18 protein-coding genes and 1 tRNA gene are annotated in these 17,264 nt (G+C 33.5%); 3 read left to right on the forward strand and 16 right to left on the reverse strand.

Going from position 1 to position 17,264, the window contains the following annotated elements:
- From ACXJH6_RS00685 to ACXJH6_RS00715, 7 genes are all read right to left on the reverse strand, one after another.
- A partial coding sequence (locus tag ACXJH6_RS00685; protein ID WP_456469840.1) for a cation diffusion facilitator family transporter occupies positions 1-813 on the reverse strand: 813 nt, incomplete at its 3' end.
- Complete coding sequence (gene truD / locus ACXJH6_RS00690) at positions 810-1,877, reverse strand: tRNA pseudouridine(13) synthase TruD (protein WP_456469841.1); 1,068 nt, start codon at positions 1,875-1,877, stop codon at positions 810-812. The genes ACXJH6_RS00685 and truD, both read right to left, overlap by 4 nt.
- A gap of 31 nt (positions 1,878-1,908) precedes the next feature.
- Positions 1,909-2,568 carry an EI24 domain-containing protein gene (locus ACXJH6_RS00695; protein WP_456469842.1) on the reverse strand — a complete coding sequence of 220 codons (660 nt, stop codon included), beginning with the start codon at positions 2,566-2,568 and terminating at the stop codon, positions 1,909-1,911.
- A gap of 8 nt (positions 2,569-2,576) precedes the next feature.
- Positions 2,577-3,401 (reverse strand): thiamine-phosphate kinase, encoded by an 825-nt coding sequence (locus tag ACXJH6_RS00700; protein ID WP_456469843.1) that lies wholly within the window; start codon positions 3,399-3,401, stop codon positions 2,577-2,579.
- A gap of 4 nt (positions 3,402-3,405) precedes the next feature.
- Positions 3,406-3,972 carry an RIO1 family regulatory kinase/ATPase domain-containing protein gene (locus ACXJH6_RS00705; RefSeq protein WP_456469844.1) on the reverse strand — a complete coding sequence of 189 codons (567 nt, stop codon included), beginning with the start codon at positions 3,970-3,972 and terminating at the stop codon, positions 3,406-3,408.
- 39 nt (positions 3,973-4,011) lie between these two features.
- Positions 4,012-4,842: a CoB--CoM heterodisulfide reductase iron-sulfur subunit B family protein gene (locus ACXJH6_RS00710; RefSeq protein ID WP_456469845.1), complete on the reverse strand. Its 831-nt coding sequence runs from the start codon at positions 4,840-4,842 to the stop codon at positions 4,012-4,014.
- Complete coding sequence (locus tag ACXJH6_RS00715) at positions 4,842-5,801, reverse strand: succinate dehydrogenase/fumarate reductase iron-sulfur subunit (protein WP_456469846.1); 960 nt, start codon at positions 5,799-5,801, stop codon at positions 4,842-4,844. The genes ACXJH6_RS00710 and ACXJH6_RS00715 overlap by 1 nt, the downstream gene beginning before the upstream one ends.
- Positions 5,802-5,852: 51 nt before the next feature.
- Here ACXJH6_RS00715 and ACXJH6_RS00720 point away from each other — a divergent pair.
- Positions 5,853-5,929: transfer RNA gene (locus ACXJH6_RS00720), tRNA-Arg, on the forward strand.
- A gap of 75 nt (positions 5,930-6,004) precedes the next feature.
- On the opposite strand, the gene ACXJH6_RS00725 is transcribed toward ACXJH6_RS00720, so the two are convergent.
- The 4 genes from ACXJH6_RS00725 to ACXJH6_RS00740 form a co-directional block, all read right to left on the reverse strand.
- Positions 6,005-7,711, reverse strand: coding sequence for an FAD-dependent oxidoreductase (locus tag ACXJH6_RS00725; protein ID WP_456469847.1), 1,707 nt, complete (start codon positions 7,709-7,711; stop codon positions 6,005-6,007).
- Between the two features lie 77 nt (positions 7,712-7,788).
- Positions 7,789-8,958 (reverse strand): TolC family protein, encoded by a 1,170-nt coding sequence (locus ACXJH6_RS00730; protein ID WP_456469848.1) that lies wholly within the window; start codon positions 8,956-8,958, stop codon positions 7,789-7,791.
- Positions 8,955-10,121 (reverse strand): aspartate aminotransferase family protein, encoded by a 1,167-nt coding sequence (locus ACXJH6_RS00735; RefSeq protein WP_456469849.1) that lies wholly within the window; start codon positions 10,119-10,121, stop codon positions 8,955-8,957. The genes ACXJH6_RS00730 and ACXJH6_RS00735 overlap by 4 nt, the downstream gene beginning before the upstream one ends.
- A gap of 9 nt (positions 10,122-10,130) precedes the next feature.
- Complete coding sequence (locus ACXJH6_RS00740; RefSeq protein WP_456469850.1) at positions 10,131-10,628, reverse strand: hypothetical protein; 498 nt, start codon at positions 10,626-10,628, stop codon at positions 10,131-10,133.
- Positions 10,629-10,684: 56 nt separating this feature from the next.
- Between ACXJH6_RS00740 and ACXJH6_RS00745 the strand changes: the two genes are divergently transcribed.
- Positions 10,685-12,190, forward strand: coding sequence for a SulP family inorganic anion transporter (locus ACXJH6_RS00745; RefSeq protein WP_456469851.1), 1,506 nt, complete (start codon positions 10,685-10,687; stop codon positions 12,188-12,190).
- On the opposite strand, the gene ACXJH6_RS00750 is transcribed toward ACXJH6_RS00745, so the two are convergent.
- Genes ACXJH6_RS00750 through ACXJH6_RS00770 form a run of 5 tightly spaced genes read right to left on the reverse strand, consistent with a single transcriptional unit; the run spans position 12,183 to position 15,312 of the window.
- The gene (locus ACXJH6_RS00750; RefSeq protein ID WP_456469852.1) at positions 12,183-13,985 is read right to left on the reverse strand and encodes a primosomal protein N'; all 1,803 of its coding nucleotides are present in this window, start codon (positions 13,983-13,985) and stop codon (positions 12,183-12,185) included. The two genes, ACXJH6_RS00745 and ACXJH6_RS00750, sit on opposite strands and share 8 nt — an antisense overlap.
- Positions 13,982-14,380, reverse strand: coding sequence for a type II secretion system protein (locus ACXJH6_RS00755; RefSeq protein ID WP_456469853.1), 399 nt, complete (start codon positions 14,378-14,380; stop codon positions 13,982-13,984). Before ACXJH6_RS00755 ends, ACXJH6_RS00750 begins: the two co-directional genes overlap by 4 nt.
- Before the next feature lie 22 nt (positions 14,381-14,402).
- Positions 14,403-14,852 carry a type II secretion system protein gene (locus ACXJH6_RS00760; RefSeq protein WP_456469854.1) on the reverse strand — a complete coding sequence of 150 codons (450 nt, stop codon included), beginning with the start codon at positions 14,850-14,852 and terminating at the stop codon, positions 14,403-14,405.
- A 32-nt stretch (positions 14,853-14,884) separates the two neighbouring features.
- Complete coding sequence (locus tag ACXJH6_RS00765; protein WP_456469855.1) at positions 14,885-15,091, reverse strand: hypothetical protein; 207 nt, start codon at positions 15,089-15,091, stop codon at positions 14,885-14,887.
- Complete coding sequence (locus tag ACXJH6_RS00770) at positions 15,091-15,312, reverse strand: hypothetical protein (protein WP_456469856.1); 222 nt, start codon at positions 15,310-15,312, stop codon at positions 15,091-15,093. The genes ACXJH6_RS00765 and ACXJH6_RS00770 overlap by 1 nt, the downstream gene beginning before the upstream one ends.
- 51 nt (positions 15,313-15,363) lie before the next feature.
- Here ACXJH6_RS00770 and uvrB point away from each other — a divergent pair.
- Positions 15,364-17,264, forward strand: a 1,901-nt coding sequence (uvrB, locus tag ACXJH6_RS00775) for an excinuclease ABC subunit UvrB (RefSeq protein ID WP_456469857.1), incomplete at its 3' end; no start/stop codon positions are given.

Genomic DNA, 17,264 nt, shown 5'->3' on the forward strand with positions numbered 1-17,264 from the left:
ATCAATAGCTCTGATTTTTTCTTCCACATTTTCTACAATTGTATGTGCAAGCTTAAGTTTCATCTCAGGAGTCAATACCAGATGTACGTCCACAAAATTTCTATTTCCAGCCTTACGGGTTCTAAGACAATGAAAATCTAATACAAGAGGCTCTTTTTTTATAATCTCTTTTATCTTTTCCACTGTTTTAAAATCCAGGGAAGCATCAAGTAAAATTTCAAGACCGTTTTTAACTATTTCACTTGCTTCTTTAATAATATAAATCCCAATTAAAATTGACAATATAAAATCAAGATAATAAAATCCTGTAAATTTAACAATAATTAAAGAAATTAAAACCGCCCCGTTTGTCAAAAGGTCGGTTTTATAGTGTAAAAGGTCTGATTTTACAATCAAATTGTCTGTTTTTTTAGCAATATAATATAAAAATGTAACAAGTCCTCCGGTAGCTAAAATAGAAAAAAGCATCACATAAATAGAAATATCAATCTCTTTTATAACTTCGTGATAAATAATCTTTTTAATACCTTCATAAATAATAAAAATACCACTTACAATAATAAAAAGCCCTTCAAAAAGAGCTGCAAGTCCTTCTATTTTACCTTTGCCGTAATTAAACTTATAATTAGGTTTGCTTTCACTAATACGAACTGCAATATTATTAAAAATGGATATAACCATATCCAAAATAGAATCCAGAGCACTGGCTATAACAGCAACGCTTCCGCTCATAAACCCTACTATAATCTTTGCTATAGCTAAAACAAGAGCGGTTAATGTAGCAACGCTAGTAGCAAGTCTCGGTAAACTCATTTTGTATCCCTAAAAGCTTTTATCCCTTCTTTTAAAATATCAATTAATACCGTCGCATAAGCCCCTTTTGGAAGGGTAAAAACAATTTCATATTGAGCATAGTCTTTTAAATAATTTTTTTCAAGAATTTCAGGAAAAATCCAAGCCATTCTTCTATCACCCTGAGCTGGGACAAGTTCATCATATTTTTCTTCTATTTCCCTTGCTTTATCTTTTGCCCTGATTACTTTTTTACCAGGTAACAGCCCAGTTACTGTTATCTCTTTTTTATAAAACCTGTCGGTATCTTCCAAACTTTCAAGATAAAAATACTTGCCCATAGGATAATGAGTCATAACATCCCCGGGGAGAAGTTTAAAAGGATGTTTTTGAGATTTTACAAATTTTATAAGCTCTTTATCATATCCGGCAATTAAAAGCTCTTTTTCACTTAAATCAAAAACATTACTAAGATTAATCCTCTCATTAAGCCAATCATTAAAAAGTTTAGACTGATAGGCGCTTATTAAAAGTTTTTCGAGTTTTCTGTTTTTGACAAATTTGTCGCCTTCTATTATAGCTTTCCCCTCTTCCCAGTTATTTCCAAATTTTCCAAATCTTTGATAACCAAAAAAATTAGGTATTCCATATTTTTTTATCTCTTTTAAAACATTATCAATTTTTTTAGCATCTACAGGAAGCACTTTTTTAAGTCTTACAAAAAATTTATTCCCTTTTAAATGACCGATTTTAAGTTTATTTCTGTGTAAATCCTGCTCTAATATTTTAATCTGTTTATCTTCAAATTTATTTACTTCATCTCTGTACCTTCTTGGGACGCTTATCCATTGAATGGTCATACCTTCTTTGTCTTTAAGCCCGGCATAACCTATATCACGGGCTTTAATACCTGTTTTTGAAGATATTTTATTTATCATTTCGGGAGTTGTAAGCCCTTTTTTTCTGACTTTCAGCATTAACCACTCGCCTGTATGAGCAAAAGGATAAAGGGGAATTTCTTCTACCACGAAATTTTCGCTGTTTTTATTAAAATGAAAACTAATAGGTGCATGTGAATATACCATACTCAACCTTTTTTATTATAATTATATCAAATTAAGAGCTGTTACATCTTTTTAGCACAATATGAGCCATAAAAATAAGCTGGATAGTATAACCAAACCATGAAATAACAGGAATAAAATATACAACCGAAGTTAAAAATACCACCATCCAAGCTTTTATTCCAAGTTCTTTTTCCATGTCTATCGGGTCAAAAAACAAATAACTACTGTCAAACACAAGAGGTTTTTTATTCAAAATACTCCACATAAAAAGCTGATAAAAAATATTTACAACCGGAATAAAAAGAATCCAAAAAGTAAAAATAAAAATAATAAAATAGATAAAAAATGATTTAAGGGAAATCCAAAAACCGTAAAAAATATCTTTAAAAGAGACTTCTCTAGGCTTGCAGTTGAAATGTTTTTCATTAATATGAAGGATTATTTTATCAATAAAAAAACTTGAAAACACTCCAAGCGTAGAAATACTCAAAAGATAATAAAGCACTGCCAAAAAGAGCCATCCCGCCCCATGTATAAAATCGCTTATTTTATTTCCATAAGGAACATTTTCAACATAAGAACCTAAAAAAGTAATAATATCATCACCAAAAAAGAAAAAGACAATTCCCCAAAACAGAAGAGACAAAAAAAGAGGCAACAGGGTATATTTTAAAATTTCCCTGTCAAACAAATCGGCAAATACTTTCATAATTTTCCTTAAAAATGGTTTTCTTTACATATGCTTTTATATTTTCCCCGCGTAGTCACCGCAAAAATATTTATAGGTGTTCTTGTAATTTTAGCTATATTATTTATTATTTTCAAATTTTTTTTGGGAAATGTAAATAAAATTTCATACTCTTCCCCGCTACACCCTATATTTTTATCAAACTTTTTTAAAAATTTATAATTCACATAAGACACTTCCGAAATTCTTTCAAGTTCTTTAAAAAGCCCATCACTTATATCGCAAGCCGCCGTAATATATTTAGAAACCTTATAAAAAAATTTATCCCTTAAAACAGGTTTTATAAACTTTGAACGTTTAGAAACGCTACCGCCTCTTAAAAGTATTTTTAAATCTTTAGCCACACTGCCCAGATTTCCGGTAAAAGCAACAAATTCACCTATTTTAGCTTTTCTAAATACAGGACGTCTGCTTTTTCCAATCATTGTAACCGATATTGAAATATTATCACTTTTTATCGTATCTCCCCCGATTATCTTATATCCATATTCATTTGCGGCTTTTTTAAAACCTTCGGCCAACAACTTTATTTCGGCAAGCGTAAGAGTATTTGGAAAACCCACATTTAAAACGGCGTAATCTATTTTAGAGTTCATAACTATCATATCACTTATATTAACCAAAGAAGCCTTATAAGAAATTTCATCCAATTTCATCCATTCTCTTTTAAAATGAATATTTTCAAAAAAACTGTCACTGGCTATTACACTATTTTTAGCACATATATTCAAAACCGCCCCGTCATCTCCTATATATCGGTTTTTAAATTGTTGTATAAAAAAAGATTCTTTCATTAAACTATCCTAAAAACTTATTTTCAATGATTTCATCAAACAAATCTTTTATCCTCAACAATCCGTTTTTCGGATTCGTTTTATAAATAGCGGCTATTTTTTCCACCTCTTTTTTATCAAAATTTTCGTCCCGTTGCAAGTAATAACCAACAAGCTGAAGAAAATTTCTCGGTTTTTCGCTAAAAACAGACCTTTCAAAATCTATAAACCTTGCGCCTTTATCTGTTTTTAAAATATGATAATATCTGCCGAGCTGTTTATGAAAAACTCCTGCTCTATCTAAATAATAAGCTCCCTCAAGAGCCTGCTTTAAAAGAACATAATAATCTTTAGTCCCAATTAATTCTTTTAATGGAATACCTTCGATTAACTCCATTACCAAATATTTTTTCCCTCTAAAAATAGGTTTTGGGGCATATTTTCCATTTAAAAAATTCAAAATATTCCACTCTTTGTCTATTTTATAACTTTTAGCCCATTTTAAAGCGGCAAACGTTCCATCTTCAAGCTTTACCTTATAAACTTCCCCTCTGTTCCCCTCACCTATTTTTTCAATAACATCATATCTCATGATATACCTTATTATGATAAAAAAGAAGAAAAAAGAAGATTAAGAGAAGCTTATTTTTATTTCCGTTTTGTTTAAATCCCAAAAAGCATCTTTAGGAGTAGCACCGCAGGCAACGTTTATAAGCTGAGTAACTTGTAAAATCGGTTCTTCATATCCGTCCATGGCTTTATGACATAAAGGACACGGAGTAGCCACTACATCAGCTCCCGCTTCTTTAGCCCCCTCAAGCGGTTTTATTGCAAGTCTCTCTTTTTGTTCTGGGTCTGTAAATCTTGCATGATATCCGCAACACGTCTGTTCATTTTGATACCTTTCAACCACTTCCACTCCAAGAGGTTTTAAAATTTCTTGAAGGACTGTCGGGTTTTCCGGGTCATCAAGAGCAACTTCATTTGGAGCTAATACATGACACCCGTAATATGGAGCAACTTTTACGCCTTCGAATTTTCTTTGTATTTTGCTTTTATACGTATCCATACCGATAAAATCTCTAATAAGATTTAACGTATGATAAATTTTAGCAGTGCCTTTGTATTCAAGTCCTTCTTCCGCCAAAATTTCATTAATTTTTTCTTTAAGTCCAGGGTCGCTGTCAAGTGCCAGTTTCGTTTTAGCAATAATCATATAGCATGTATTACAAGGAGTATATAAATCAACTCCCTTTTCTTCCGCTAAAGCTATATTTCTAGCGTTTAGTCCATAAACTATTTTTTTATTGGTTTCATCAATAACTCCTCCTCCACAACAAGCGGCTCTTTCTAGAAGTATTCCCTCAACTCCCATTCTGTTTAAAAAATCAGTAGTTATATCATAGTTATGAATATCGGCACCTTGAAAACAACATCCAGGATAAATTCCTATTTTTTTCATTATAGTTCCTTTTCAAGTTTTTTAATAAAGTTTCTAAATTTTTCAATACCAGGGAACGGTTTAGGACCAAACTCTTCTTCTTTCATACCTCTGTTTTTAAATTCAATTTCCAGTTTTTCAGTAATAGCCTCTCCTTTTTCATCTCCAAAAGCAACTTCAGGAAGATGCCATTTATCAATCTGTCCGGTTTCAAAAACAGTTGCAAACCAGAATTTTGCTCTTCTTGTAGCGATATTTTCTTTTCCTGTATCTTTTGCAATTCTTCTAAGTTCTAAAATATCGTCTCCCGGTTTTACACCTTTAGGACAAGCCGCTAAACACATTTGACACTGAACACATTCCCAAATTCCATGGTCTTCTGCCAGTTTTATTCTCTCTTCAACATCCATTCCGTCACGCGTATCCATAATAAATCTAAATACCTTTGTTAATTGAAAAGGTCCTAAATATTTTTCATCACCCTCAAGCGCATTACACTGGCCATAACATGCCATACATAAAATACAATCCGTTTGTTTGTCATATCTTGCAAATTCTTCAGGTAATACTAAAGATTCTACTTTATTATTATCCGGTACAACTTTTGAATCCGGAATAAGATAAGGCTTAACTTTTTTAAATTTCTCAAATGCCGGCTCTTGGTCTACCACTAAATCTTTTACAACAGGCAGGTGATGGAGAGGCTCAATTTTAATTACCCCGTTTTTAATTTTATCTTTTGCCTGAATTTTACAAGCAAGTCCTGCACGACCGTTAATAATCATTGCACAGCTTCCACAAATAGCACTTCTACAAAAAGCTCTAAAAGTCAGACTTGCGTCTATTTTATCCTTTATATACATCAAAAGCTCTAATACTGTTAAACTATCTTCAACCTCTACTTCAAAATCTTGCCAGTAATTTTCTTTTGTTTCAGGATTATATCTTTTAACTTTTGTTACATATTTTATTTTTTTCATATCTCCATCCTTTGATGTCTATTTATATAATTTGCTATAATTACATTAATTCTCCCGGTAGCTCAGTTGGATAGAGCGTCGGATTCCTAATCCGAAGGTCGTGGGTTCAAGTCCCGCCCGGGAGACCAAAAACAATGGACAATTTTACAATGTAAAATGTAAAATTTCATTTTCAATTTTCCATTGTCCATTTTACATTGATATTAATATTTTCTTTCAGCCGGTTCATAAAGGCTTAAATCCACTTCACCTTTATCATAATTAAAACTTCCATCACTGTTTTTAGTAATCATTGAATGATATAAGAAATTCCCATCATCTCTTTTAGGATAATCGTCTATGTAAAAACTACCCCTACTTTCTTTTCTTTGAAGTGAGGCATATGCTAATACATCTGCAATTTCAAGCAGATTGAAAAATTCAAGAGTTGCCTGTAAATCGAGATTAAATACTTTTGATTTATCTTCCACACCAAGATTTTTATGCGCTCTGTCTATTAAATTTTTAAGTTTTGAATATCCTTCTTGCATCTCTTTTTCATTTTTAAATACACCAAAATGTTTAAACATAATTTCACCAAGTTCGTCTCTAAGGTCGCCTAACGTCTCTTTTGATTCTCTGTTCATAAGTTCTGTAATAAATTTAACGTCATCTTCAAGTTTATCTGCTCCGCCTCTTGCAAAATCGGTAGCTTCAGCATATCTTACTGCCTCTTTACCTGCTATATTCCCGAAAACCACTATATCAAGAAGAGAATTTCCTCCAAGTCTGTTTGCTCCGTGAACGCTTACACATTGAGCCTCACCTGCAGCGTATATTCCTTCAATTGGCGTTTCACATTTTACGTTCGTATGAATTCCACCCATTGCATAGTGAGCCGTAGGTTTGACAGGTATAGGTTCTTTTATAGGGTCAATTCCTTCAAAATCTATTGCAAGTTCTCTAATTTGAGGAAGTCTTTTTTTAATTTTTTCAGCACCTAAATGAGTTAAATCAAGATGAACATATTCTCTTCCTTCTTCATCTTTAAAACCTCTTCCCTCTCTGATTTCCATCATAATACTTCTACTAACCAAATCCCTTGGACCTAGTTCCATCTTTTCAGAAGCGTATTTACTCATAAATCTTTCCCCAAGAGAATTAATAAGATGTCCTCCCTCTCCTCTTGCGGCTTCAGATACTAAGATAGCCGATTTCCTAAGACCTGTAGGGTGAAATTGTAAAAATTCCATATCTTTTAGTGGAAGTCCGGCCCTAAGCGCTGCGGCAGTTCCGTCTCCCGTACAGCCAAGAGCATTTGAAGTATATCCCCAATAAATTCTGCTGTGACCTCCGGTTGCCAGGATTATTGCTTTTGTTTTAATAAGTTCAACTTCCCCTGTTGCAATATTAATAGCCGTAACGCCTATAACTCTTCTTCCGTTATGAACAATATTTAACATAAACCATTCGTTTAAAAAGTTTACACCCTCTTTTATACACTGCTCATATAAAGTATGAAGCATTACATGCCCCATTTTATCCGCACTGTAACAGGTCCTGTCCTTACTTGCCCCGCCAAAAGGTCTTTGAGCTATTTTTCCGTTGTTAAGCCTACTAAAAGGAACTCCCATATGTTCCATCGCTCTTATAATTTTCGGAGCTTCATAACACATATATTTAACAGCTTCCTGGTCGGCTAAATAATCACTGCCTTTTACCGTATCAAACGTATGAAGTTCTTCGTTATCCGTCGGGTCAACATTTGCCAATGCAGCATTAATACCACCCTGAGCGGCACCTGTATGTGAACGTGTAGGATAAACTTTTGTAAGTACTGCAATATCCAAATCTTTATTTTCTTTAACGGCGCTAAGAGCGGCATAAAGCCCCGCTCCACCTGCACCAATTATTAAAACATCCACTTTCATTTTGCCCCTTTAATAAAATTTTATTCATTATAACAAAATCTTATAATCTGCATGAGAGAAAAATAAGACAAAAAAAGTCATCTGTTACTAAAAGAAACTAATTTATAATAAAGATTAAGAAGTTTTTTTTGAATTTGAAGCTTTATTATCTCTTTATTTAACACAGCTGCTTTTTTAGAATTTTCTAAAACTTCTAAATCAAGATAAGTAGCATTACCGGCTTTAATCGATTCTTCGGTGGAATAGATAAGATTTTCATAAATTTTAATATTTTCATCATAAATTTTAAGTTTTTTCTTCAGAGAAAAAATTTGAGCTAAATTTTTTTTATATTCGTTAATAATTTCTCTTTTTTTATCTTTAAGAAGATATTTAGATTTAAGATAATCAAGCTTGGCTTTTTCTATTTTTACTTTTGAATTTACATCTAAAGGTAAAGAAACGCTCATTCCAGCCGTATAATAATTCTCTTTAGAAACTGACAAATCCGTTTTTATTTTTTGATAATTAATACTACCTTTCAAACTTACGGTAAAAAGCTGGTTTCCCACCTGCATTTTATAAAGAGAATTTTTTATCTTTTCATATAATTTTTGAGATTTAAGTTCTAGATGTTCGTTTAAATATTTATTTTTCGAAATAAGAATCAAATCAGGCAGTTTTACTTTTTTTATATCTAAATCCGACAAATTAGAAAAAGAATATTTTAATTGCAGTTCGTTTTGTTTTATATCTTCTAAAGAGAGTTTTAAATTATTTAAATTCAAAATAGCGTTGTCAAGTAACGAACTGTCCCCCGTACCGCTTAAAAAAGCCTCTTTTTTTCTTTTAACGTCAATTCTTGCGTTTTCAATTTTTAATTCTAAAACTTTTTCATTTATTTTTGAAATTCTGTAATCATATACCAAATCATAAGCTCTTTTTATAAGCTCTCTTTTTTTAAGCTCAATCTGTTTTAGATTATAATTTTTAGACAAATCCCCATATTTTATGGAATAATATATAGCCCCGCTTTTGAAAATGGGCTGATTTACCGAAATTGTATATAAATGGGTTTTTGAAGTTATATTACCGGTATTACTTTTGGAATAAGAATATTTTAAAGTAACGGGATTAATCCAGCTTCGTTTAGTTTCAATAGAATCTTTAACTGATTTTAAAGAATCAATATCCATCTCTTTTTGTTTCAACTCGCTGAGTATCCCCGCATATAAAATAAAAGGAAAAAGAAATATTAATTTTCTCAATTAATATCCCTTAGGGCATTTTTCATTCTGTCAAAGCCTTCGTCCATTTCCGCTTGGGTAATGGTAAGTGGAGGCAGAAATCTTACAGACTTCTCACCGGCTTTTAATACAAGCACTCTGTTTTCAAAACATTTTTTAACAACTTCGTCTCTAATTTCAGGCGTATGGGCTTTTAAGGCTTTCATAAGCCCGTAACCGCTGACGCTGTCGAAAAGATTTGGAAATTCTTTGGCAATTTCCACCAGTTTATTGTCAAAATATTCAATAGTCTCTTTAAGCTGTCCGCTTTTATAATATTCATCTAAAATAGATAAAACCTCTATTCCCGCTCTTGTTGAGAGATAATTACCCCCAAACGTGCTTCCATGGTCTCCTGGTTTTAATACATCCGTAAGAGACGTCAATACGGCCCCGATAGGAACTCCGCCGCCTAAACCTTTGGCAAGGGTTATAATATCGGGGGTAATATCATAAAGATTGCTGGCTAAAAATTCACCCGTTCTGTATATTCCCGTTTGAACCTCATCAACTATTAATAAAATATCTCTTTTTCTAAGTTCTTTTTCAAGCTTTTGAACTTTTTCTATATCGAATGGATTAACTCCTCCCTCCCCCTGAATAAGTTCAATCATAACGGCAATCGTTTTATCGTCTATTTTATTATAAATATCATCAATATCTTTTGCATAATCAAATCCGTCTGGAAAAGGCCCGAAATATTGATGAAATTTCGGCTGTCCCGTTGCTTTTAGAGTAGATATGGTTCTTCCGTGAAACGAATTTTCAAGCGTAATTACTTTATATCTTTTAATCTCTCCGTTTACTTCTCCGTATTTTCTGGCAATTTTAAGTGCCGTTTCATTGGCTTCCGCTCCAGAATTACAAAAAAACACTCCCCCTTCTTCCATAGGGCTTCTTACAATCAGCATTTCAGCCAGTTTCTCTTGAGGTGGAATTCTAAAAAGATTTGAGATATGAATAATTCTGTTTGCCTGGTCGCATATTGCGTTTGCGAGTCTTACATTCGCATGTCCGACACTCACAACTCCAATACCGCTTGTAAAGTCAATATAATCATTTTCATCCCTGTCCCAAAGCGTCGCGTTTTCTCCTCTAACAAAAGCTACGTCAAATCTTGTGTAAGTATTTAACAAATAATCCATTTCCTCTCCTTATATTCCGTAAAATTCAAAATCTAAATCAATTTTGTTTTTGCTAAAAATTCCAACTTTACTCTCAAACATTTTAAGAAAGCTAAGCAGGTTTTCCATCTCTTCTTCATCAACCTCACCGATAATTACGCTTATTTTTTCGGCATTGTCCATAAGATACAAAACTCCGGCCACTTCTTCCAACGTTGTATCATGATTTTGTATCTCTTTTTTAACTCTGACGGATTTTAAAACAACCTCAACAAAATCTTCAAAATCCATATCTTCTTTTAAATTTTCATCATATATTTCAAAAACATAAGCAAGTCTTGCCAGTAAAAGAGGCAGTTTTTTTGAGGCTTTTGGAATATCAACTTTTGAAAACTCTTCTTTTCCTCCCATAACAACATAATCTTTTACAAACTTTTTAGGCTCTGTGTTATAAAAAATCACCAAATCGCTTTTCTTTAAAAACTCTTCGTCTTTATCGGTAAAATATTCGCCTTTTTTTTCAAACATTTAATTCCTTTAATTATGGTATAATTCGCGCCTTAAAAATCTATAAAGGATTATACTTGTTTTCTAAAATTTTACAAAATTATAACTCAAAAAACGTTAAAAACGATGTTTTAGCGGGAATTGTAGTATCAATTGCACTTATTCCGGAAGTTATCGCATTTAGTTTTGTAGCCGGAGTATCTCCGGTAATAGGATTATATACCGCATTTATTTTAGGACTTATTGCCGCGGCTTTTGGAGGAAAACCCGGAATGATTAGCGGTGCTGCGGGGAGTGTGGCTGTAGTAGTGGTGGCACTTGTTCAAAAATACGGAGTGGAATACCTGTACGTAGCCGCAGTCTTAGCAGGCCTTATTCAGCTGATAATCGGTATTTTGGGATTTGCCAAATTCATTCGTCTGGTACCTATGCCTGTGGTTTACGGATTCGTAAACGGGCTTGCTATTGTTATCGCATACTCTCAGCTTCAGTTTTTTAAAGGGGAGAGCTATATAATTTATATCCTGGTAGCACTTACGATGGCTATTATGTATTTTCTCCCAAAATATACAAAAGCAATTCCGGCAGGACTTGGAGCTATAATCGTAATTACCGCTATTGTATGGCTGTTTCATCTGGATACCAAAACAATCGGGGATTTAGCACACATAAAAGGAGAGTTTCCATCTTTTCACCTGCCTGAGGTTCCTTGGAATTTTGAAGTGATAAAAGCCGTGCTTCCATATTCAATAATAATCGCTCTTGTTGGGCTTATCGAATCACTTTTAACGCTTGAAGTTTTAGAAGAGATGAGCGGTGAGAGAGGTAACGGAAATAAAGAGGCAAAAGCTCTTGGTGTGGGAAATGCCGTTAGCGGAATGTTTGGAGGAATGGCGGGATGCGCTATGATTGGTCAGACTATTATTAACCATACATCCGGAGGACGCGGAAGACTATCAGGTATTACGGCTGCGGTTTTAATAATTCTTTTTGTGGTCTTTTTATCTCAGTGGATTGAAAAAATCCCTCTTGCCGTACTGATAGGTATTATGTTTATGGTAAGTATCGCGACATTTGAATGGGCAAGCATTGATAAGATAAGAAGAATGCCAAAAGAAGACGCATTTGTCTTAATAGTAACTACTCTTATTACTATTTTCACCGACCTGGCAGTAGCCGTTATAAGCGGTGTTATAATTTCTGCCCTTGTATTTGCATGGAAACACGCAAAAGTATATTTCAAAACAAGAATGGAAGGCAATAAAAAAATATATGAATTTGAAGGACCTCTGTTTTTCGGAAGTACCAGAAGTTTCCTTGAAAGTTTTGACGTTAAAGGCGACCCGAATGAAGTCGTAATGGACTTTAAAAACGTAAGAGTTATGGACTCAAGCGGAGTTGAAGCGATTGATAAAATCACAAAAAAATACCTTGAAGCGGGTAAAAAACTCACCATCAGACATTTAAGTCATGAGTGTAAAAAACTGTTAAAAACAGCCGGGCCTTACTGTACTTATGAAGAAGACGACCCAAATTACAGAGTTGCCGTAGACCCTGAAAAATTTAATAAAGATGTCAAATAAAACTGACAGGGTCCATATCGGCTTTTGCCGACTTTAAATCAATACATGGATAAATAATTTTTTGGAGATTTTTTCCTTTAAAAAGGACCTGAAATCTGAATTTATTTTGAAGTTTAAAAATTGGGGCCTCCCCAAAGCCTATCAATTCCTCTTTTTGCCCAATACATTTCAAAAATTTTTCCATATTCTCTTTTGCCACTTCTTTTTTCTTATCGCTAAACTCTATTTTACACAGCCTGTTAAAAGGAGGATATCCCAAATCTTTTCTAAACTCTATTTCTTCATTGTAAAATTCTTCATAGCTTTTATCAAAAAAATCGGCATTTAGAGTCTGAATTATAACTTCTCCATCCTCTTTTCTTCCGGCCCTACCCTCAACCTGCCTGGCTAAAGAAAATGCCCTCTCCCTTGCCCTGTAATCTGCGGAATTTAATATAAAATCTATATCCAAAACTATACTTAACGCCACATCCGGATAATCATGACCTTTGGCAAGCATCTGAGTCCCTACCAGAATATCGATTTCTTTATTTGAAAAACGTTTTAGCAGTTTATCAATTCTGCTTTTTGAAGTTACAATATCTCTGTCAAATTTTTCTATTACGGCTTCAGGGAAGATTTCTTTCAATTCTTCCGCTATTTCGCTTGTACCTTTTCTTTCGTTTAAAAACTCATCTCCGCCACAGCTCGGACAGATATTGGGAATAGGCTGAGCATAATTACAATAATGGCATTTCAGGGCTCTTTTATCTTTATGTAAACTCATAGCCACATCGCAGTATTTACATTTTATCGCTTCACCGCAAGATTTACATATCATATATTTAAAATGGGCGCGTGTAGGTACAAAAACGATTATCTGTTTTTTTTCTCTTAGTTTTTCTCTTATTTTATTTATAGTAAATTCGTCAAAATTTTCTCTGAAATGTCTCATTTTTTTGGTATTGTAAAAAGTGCCTTTAAGTCTGAAATGAGGGAATTTATACAAATCACTTACAAGAGGCGTAGCACTCCCAAGCACCACTTTTGAGCCTAAAACTTTTGAAAAATATATTGCCAAGTCTTTTGCGTTATACTTTGGAGTCTGCTCGCTTTTATAGCTGTCGTCATGCTCTTCGTCAACAATTATAAGCCCTAAATCATTAAACGGTAAAAACAGAGCACTCCTAGCCCCCGCTATTATTTTTATTTTTCCTTCTTTTAAACCTTTTAATATCTCTTCTTTTTTCTTTTTTGTAATCTTACTGTGCCATATAGCCAGAGAATCTCCGAAATATTTTTTAAGTCTTTTTTCCATCTGGGAAGTTATGGCAATTTCGGGCAGTAAAAAAAGAGCCTCTTTTCCTTCATTTAGGGTTTTAGCGATTAGCTTTATATATATTTCCGTCTTACCGCTTCCGGTATCTCCAAAAAGAATGGAAACCTGATTTTTTTCTAAAAATTTTAAAGCCTCTTTTTGCTTTTGGGTTAGATTTATATCGGTTGTGAATTTTAAAAAAGCTTCTTCTTTTTTACCCTCAATAAAATAAAAAAGCCCGGCAGCCTCTCCTATTGAAGAAAAATAATAATAACTTATAAATTCCATGATTTTCATATATTTTTCATTAAATTTATAAATCTTATTGATAATGTCCTTACATTCAAAATCAGGCTTTTTTGTTTCTTTTAAAACAATACCCTGTTTGATAGTATTTTTAACAGGCACTTCAACAACGTCGCCTTTAGAATATATATTTTTTGATTGATATGTGAAAATATTTGGGGTGTTAAGTATTGCTATTTCGTAATATCTCATTTCCCAAGCTCTTCGCACAATTCGTTTTTTTTACAGTAAAACCTGCAGTTTCTTGAAGAATTTTTATCATATACAAAATCGCAGCTCCTCTTTCCTATCGTAAGTTTATATAACGTTTTTTTATCTCCGTCTTCTTTTAATTCCCATAAAATAGAATCTTCGTTTGACAAACCGTTTGATAAAACCCCTTCAAAAAAAAGGGTATTATCATCTTTTTCCAACTCAGGACATGTATCCAGACCTTTTAGAATATTTTTTGAATATAACTGAGATATCCCAACACGAACCGCCGATATCTGCATTTTAGCTTTTGTCATTATAGCATCATCGCGGCTTAACATCAATTTAGGAAGAGCCACGGAAGTTAAAATACCTAAAATCACAATAACAAACACAAGCTCGATAAGACTAAAGCTTTTAATAACTAATCCCTTCGCCTTTAATAGCGAATGTTGCGCTTTTTACGAAAGATTTGACGCCTTTACAGATATCCCCGTTTCCGCTTTGATGGGAAATAACAAGATTTTTATTATCACTCCAGTCAAATTTTATACACTCTTCCAAAACGCCTCCGTTATCGGTTTTGAATATAGTAGTTTTATCAGACACACTGTTAACCGCTTCTCCACTTTTTTCATACTCATTAATAATATTGGACATTTTAGAAGCGTTTGTTTCAAAACTTCCTTTTGAAACAAAATAAGAGGCTATTTCACCTTTTGCGGTTTGGATATTATTCGCCATTACAGAAATTTTTGCATCATCCCTGGTAGCTACAAGTTTTGGAACTGCAATTGAAGCCAATATTCCCAAAATAACTATAACAAAAACCAACTCTACAAGAGTAAATCCATAATATTTTTTCATAATTTTAACACCTTTTGACAGAAAGAAAAAAGTCAGGCTTGGTCTATTTTGTTTAAAATAGAATTTATTTCCTTTATAGTTTCAAACTGTTCTTTATTTTTTTGTAAAATCAAAAAAAGAAGATCTTTTGGAGTTGGATTTTGAAGTTTAAAAAGGTCCTCTTTTACAAATTCAAAAAATTCGTCTTCAAGCTCCAATTCAAATTTTTCTCCCATTATAGAAACAGATATTTTTTTCATTATTTTCCGAGAATAGCTTCTATTTTAGCCAGAACCTCTTCAAGTTCAAGCTCTTTTAAAGCCATATTTTCCTTACATTCAAGCAGTTCAAGCTCTTTTTCCTCAAGAGTGTTTTTAAGATTGCTAAGTTCATTATTTAATTTTGCGTTTTCTTCTTGTAAAGCTTCATATTTTTTTATAAGCCCGTCAATTTTTTCGTTTAATTTAGAAAGTAAATCCATACTTTTCCCCTTTTTATTAGATTTGATATAATTATAATAAAAAGGAGAGTTTTGTTCAAATTAAATTCCAACTTCAAACCAACAGGAGACCAGCCTCAGGCTATCGAAAAACTGAGTAATTGTATAAAAAAAGGAAGCCGATATAATACGTTAATAGGGGTTACGGGAAGCGGAAAAACGTTTACTATGGCAAATATTATAGAAAAGCTGCAAATCCCGACTTTAATACTAACACACAACAAAACCCTTGCCGCTCAGCTTTACAGTGAATTTAAAGAGTTTTTCCCTCAAAACCATGTAGAATATTTTATAAGTTATTACGATTATTATCAGCCCGAAGCCTATCTTCCAAGGCAGGATTTGTTTATTGAAAAAGACAGCTCAATCAACGCAGAACTTGAAAGACTAAGAGTAAGCGCTACTGCCAGTTTATTAGAATACGACGATGTAATAGTAGTAGCTTCCGTTTCTGCCCTTTACGGGCTGGGTAACCCAGTTGAATACAAAAAAATGGTTGCAAAAATAGCCGTAGGGGATGAAATCAACCAGCGGGAATTTATGCTTAGATTATTATCCATGGGATATACCAGAAATGATAAATACTTTGAGAGGGGAAATTTCAGAGTCCAGGGAGAAGTAATTGACATATTCCCGACATACTTCGAAGATGACGTAATTAGAGTAGAATTTTTCGGAGATGAGATAGACAGAATTTATACGATTGACTATATGACAAATGAAAAACTACAAGACCTCAAAGAGATAACAATTTATGCCGCAAATCAATTCATAGTAGGTCAAAACCGTCTGGCAGAAGCTATAAATTCCATTGAAAAAGAACTTCAGGAAAGATTACAGGAATTTGAAAAGCAAGGCAAAATAATTGAATACCAGCGCCTTAAACAAAGAACCGAATTTGATTTAGAAATGCTTGAAACCACTGGTACATGCAAAGGAATTGAAAACTACGCAAGACACTTAACAGGTAAAAAACCGGGAGAAACTCCTTATTCTTTACTTGATTATTTTGAGATAAAAGGAAAACCGTATCTTGTAATCGTGGATGAAAGCCATGTAAGTCTGCCGCAGTTTAGAGGAATGTATAACGGAGACAGAGCCAGAAAAGAAGTACTTGTGGAATACGGTTTCAGGCTTCCAAGCGCGCTTGATAACAGGCCTTATAAGTTTGATGAATTTATAAATAAAGCGCCTCATTATCTTTTTGTATCGGCAACCCCGGGGGAATATGAGCTTAATATTTCAACCTGCGTAGCCGAGCAGATTATTCGTCCGACAGGTCTTCTTGACCCGGTTGTTGAGCTTTTGCCAAGCCAAAACCAGGTAGCCACACTCTATGACAGGGCAAAAGAGGTTATAAAAAGAGGCGAAAAAGTGCTTGTTACGACCCTTACAAAAAAAATGGCCGAAGAGCTTCAAAAATATTATCTTGAAATGGGACTGAAAGTCAAATACATGCACAGCGACATCGATGTGGTTGAGAGAAACGAAATAATAAGAGGACTACGTCCGGGGGAATTTGATATGTTAATCGGTATTAACCTCCTAAGAGAAGGTCTTGATTTACCGGAAGTAAGTATGGTAGCGATACTTGACGCTGACAAGGAAGGATTTTTAAGAAGTGAAACGAGCCTTATTCAAACCATGGGAAGAGCTGCTAGAAACGTTAACGGGCGTGTTTTGATGTTTGCAGGTAAAATCGAAAAGCCTATAGTACTTGACGATGACCTTGAAGTGCTTGAAAAAATAAAAGACAAAATCACAGGCTCGATGTACAGAGCCATCAAAACCACCATATCAAGACGTATAAAACAGAAAGAATATAATAAAAAACACGGCATAACGCCAAAAAGTACGGTTAGAAAACTTGATAAATCCTTAAAAGAAGAAGGATACGAAGCAATTGCAAAAGAGCTTAACAACAAAAACAAAAT

This window comes from Caminibacter sp. (assembly GCF_053999135.1).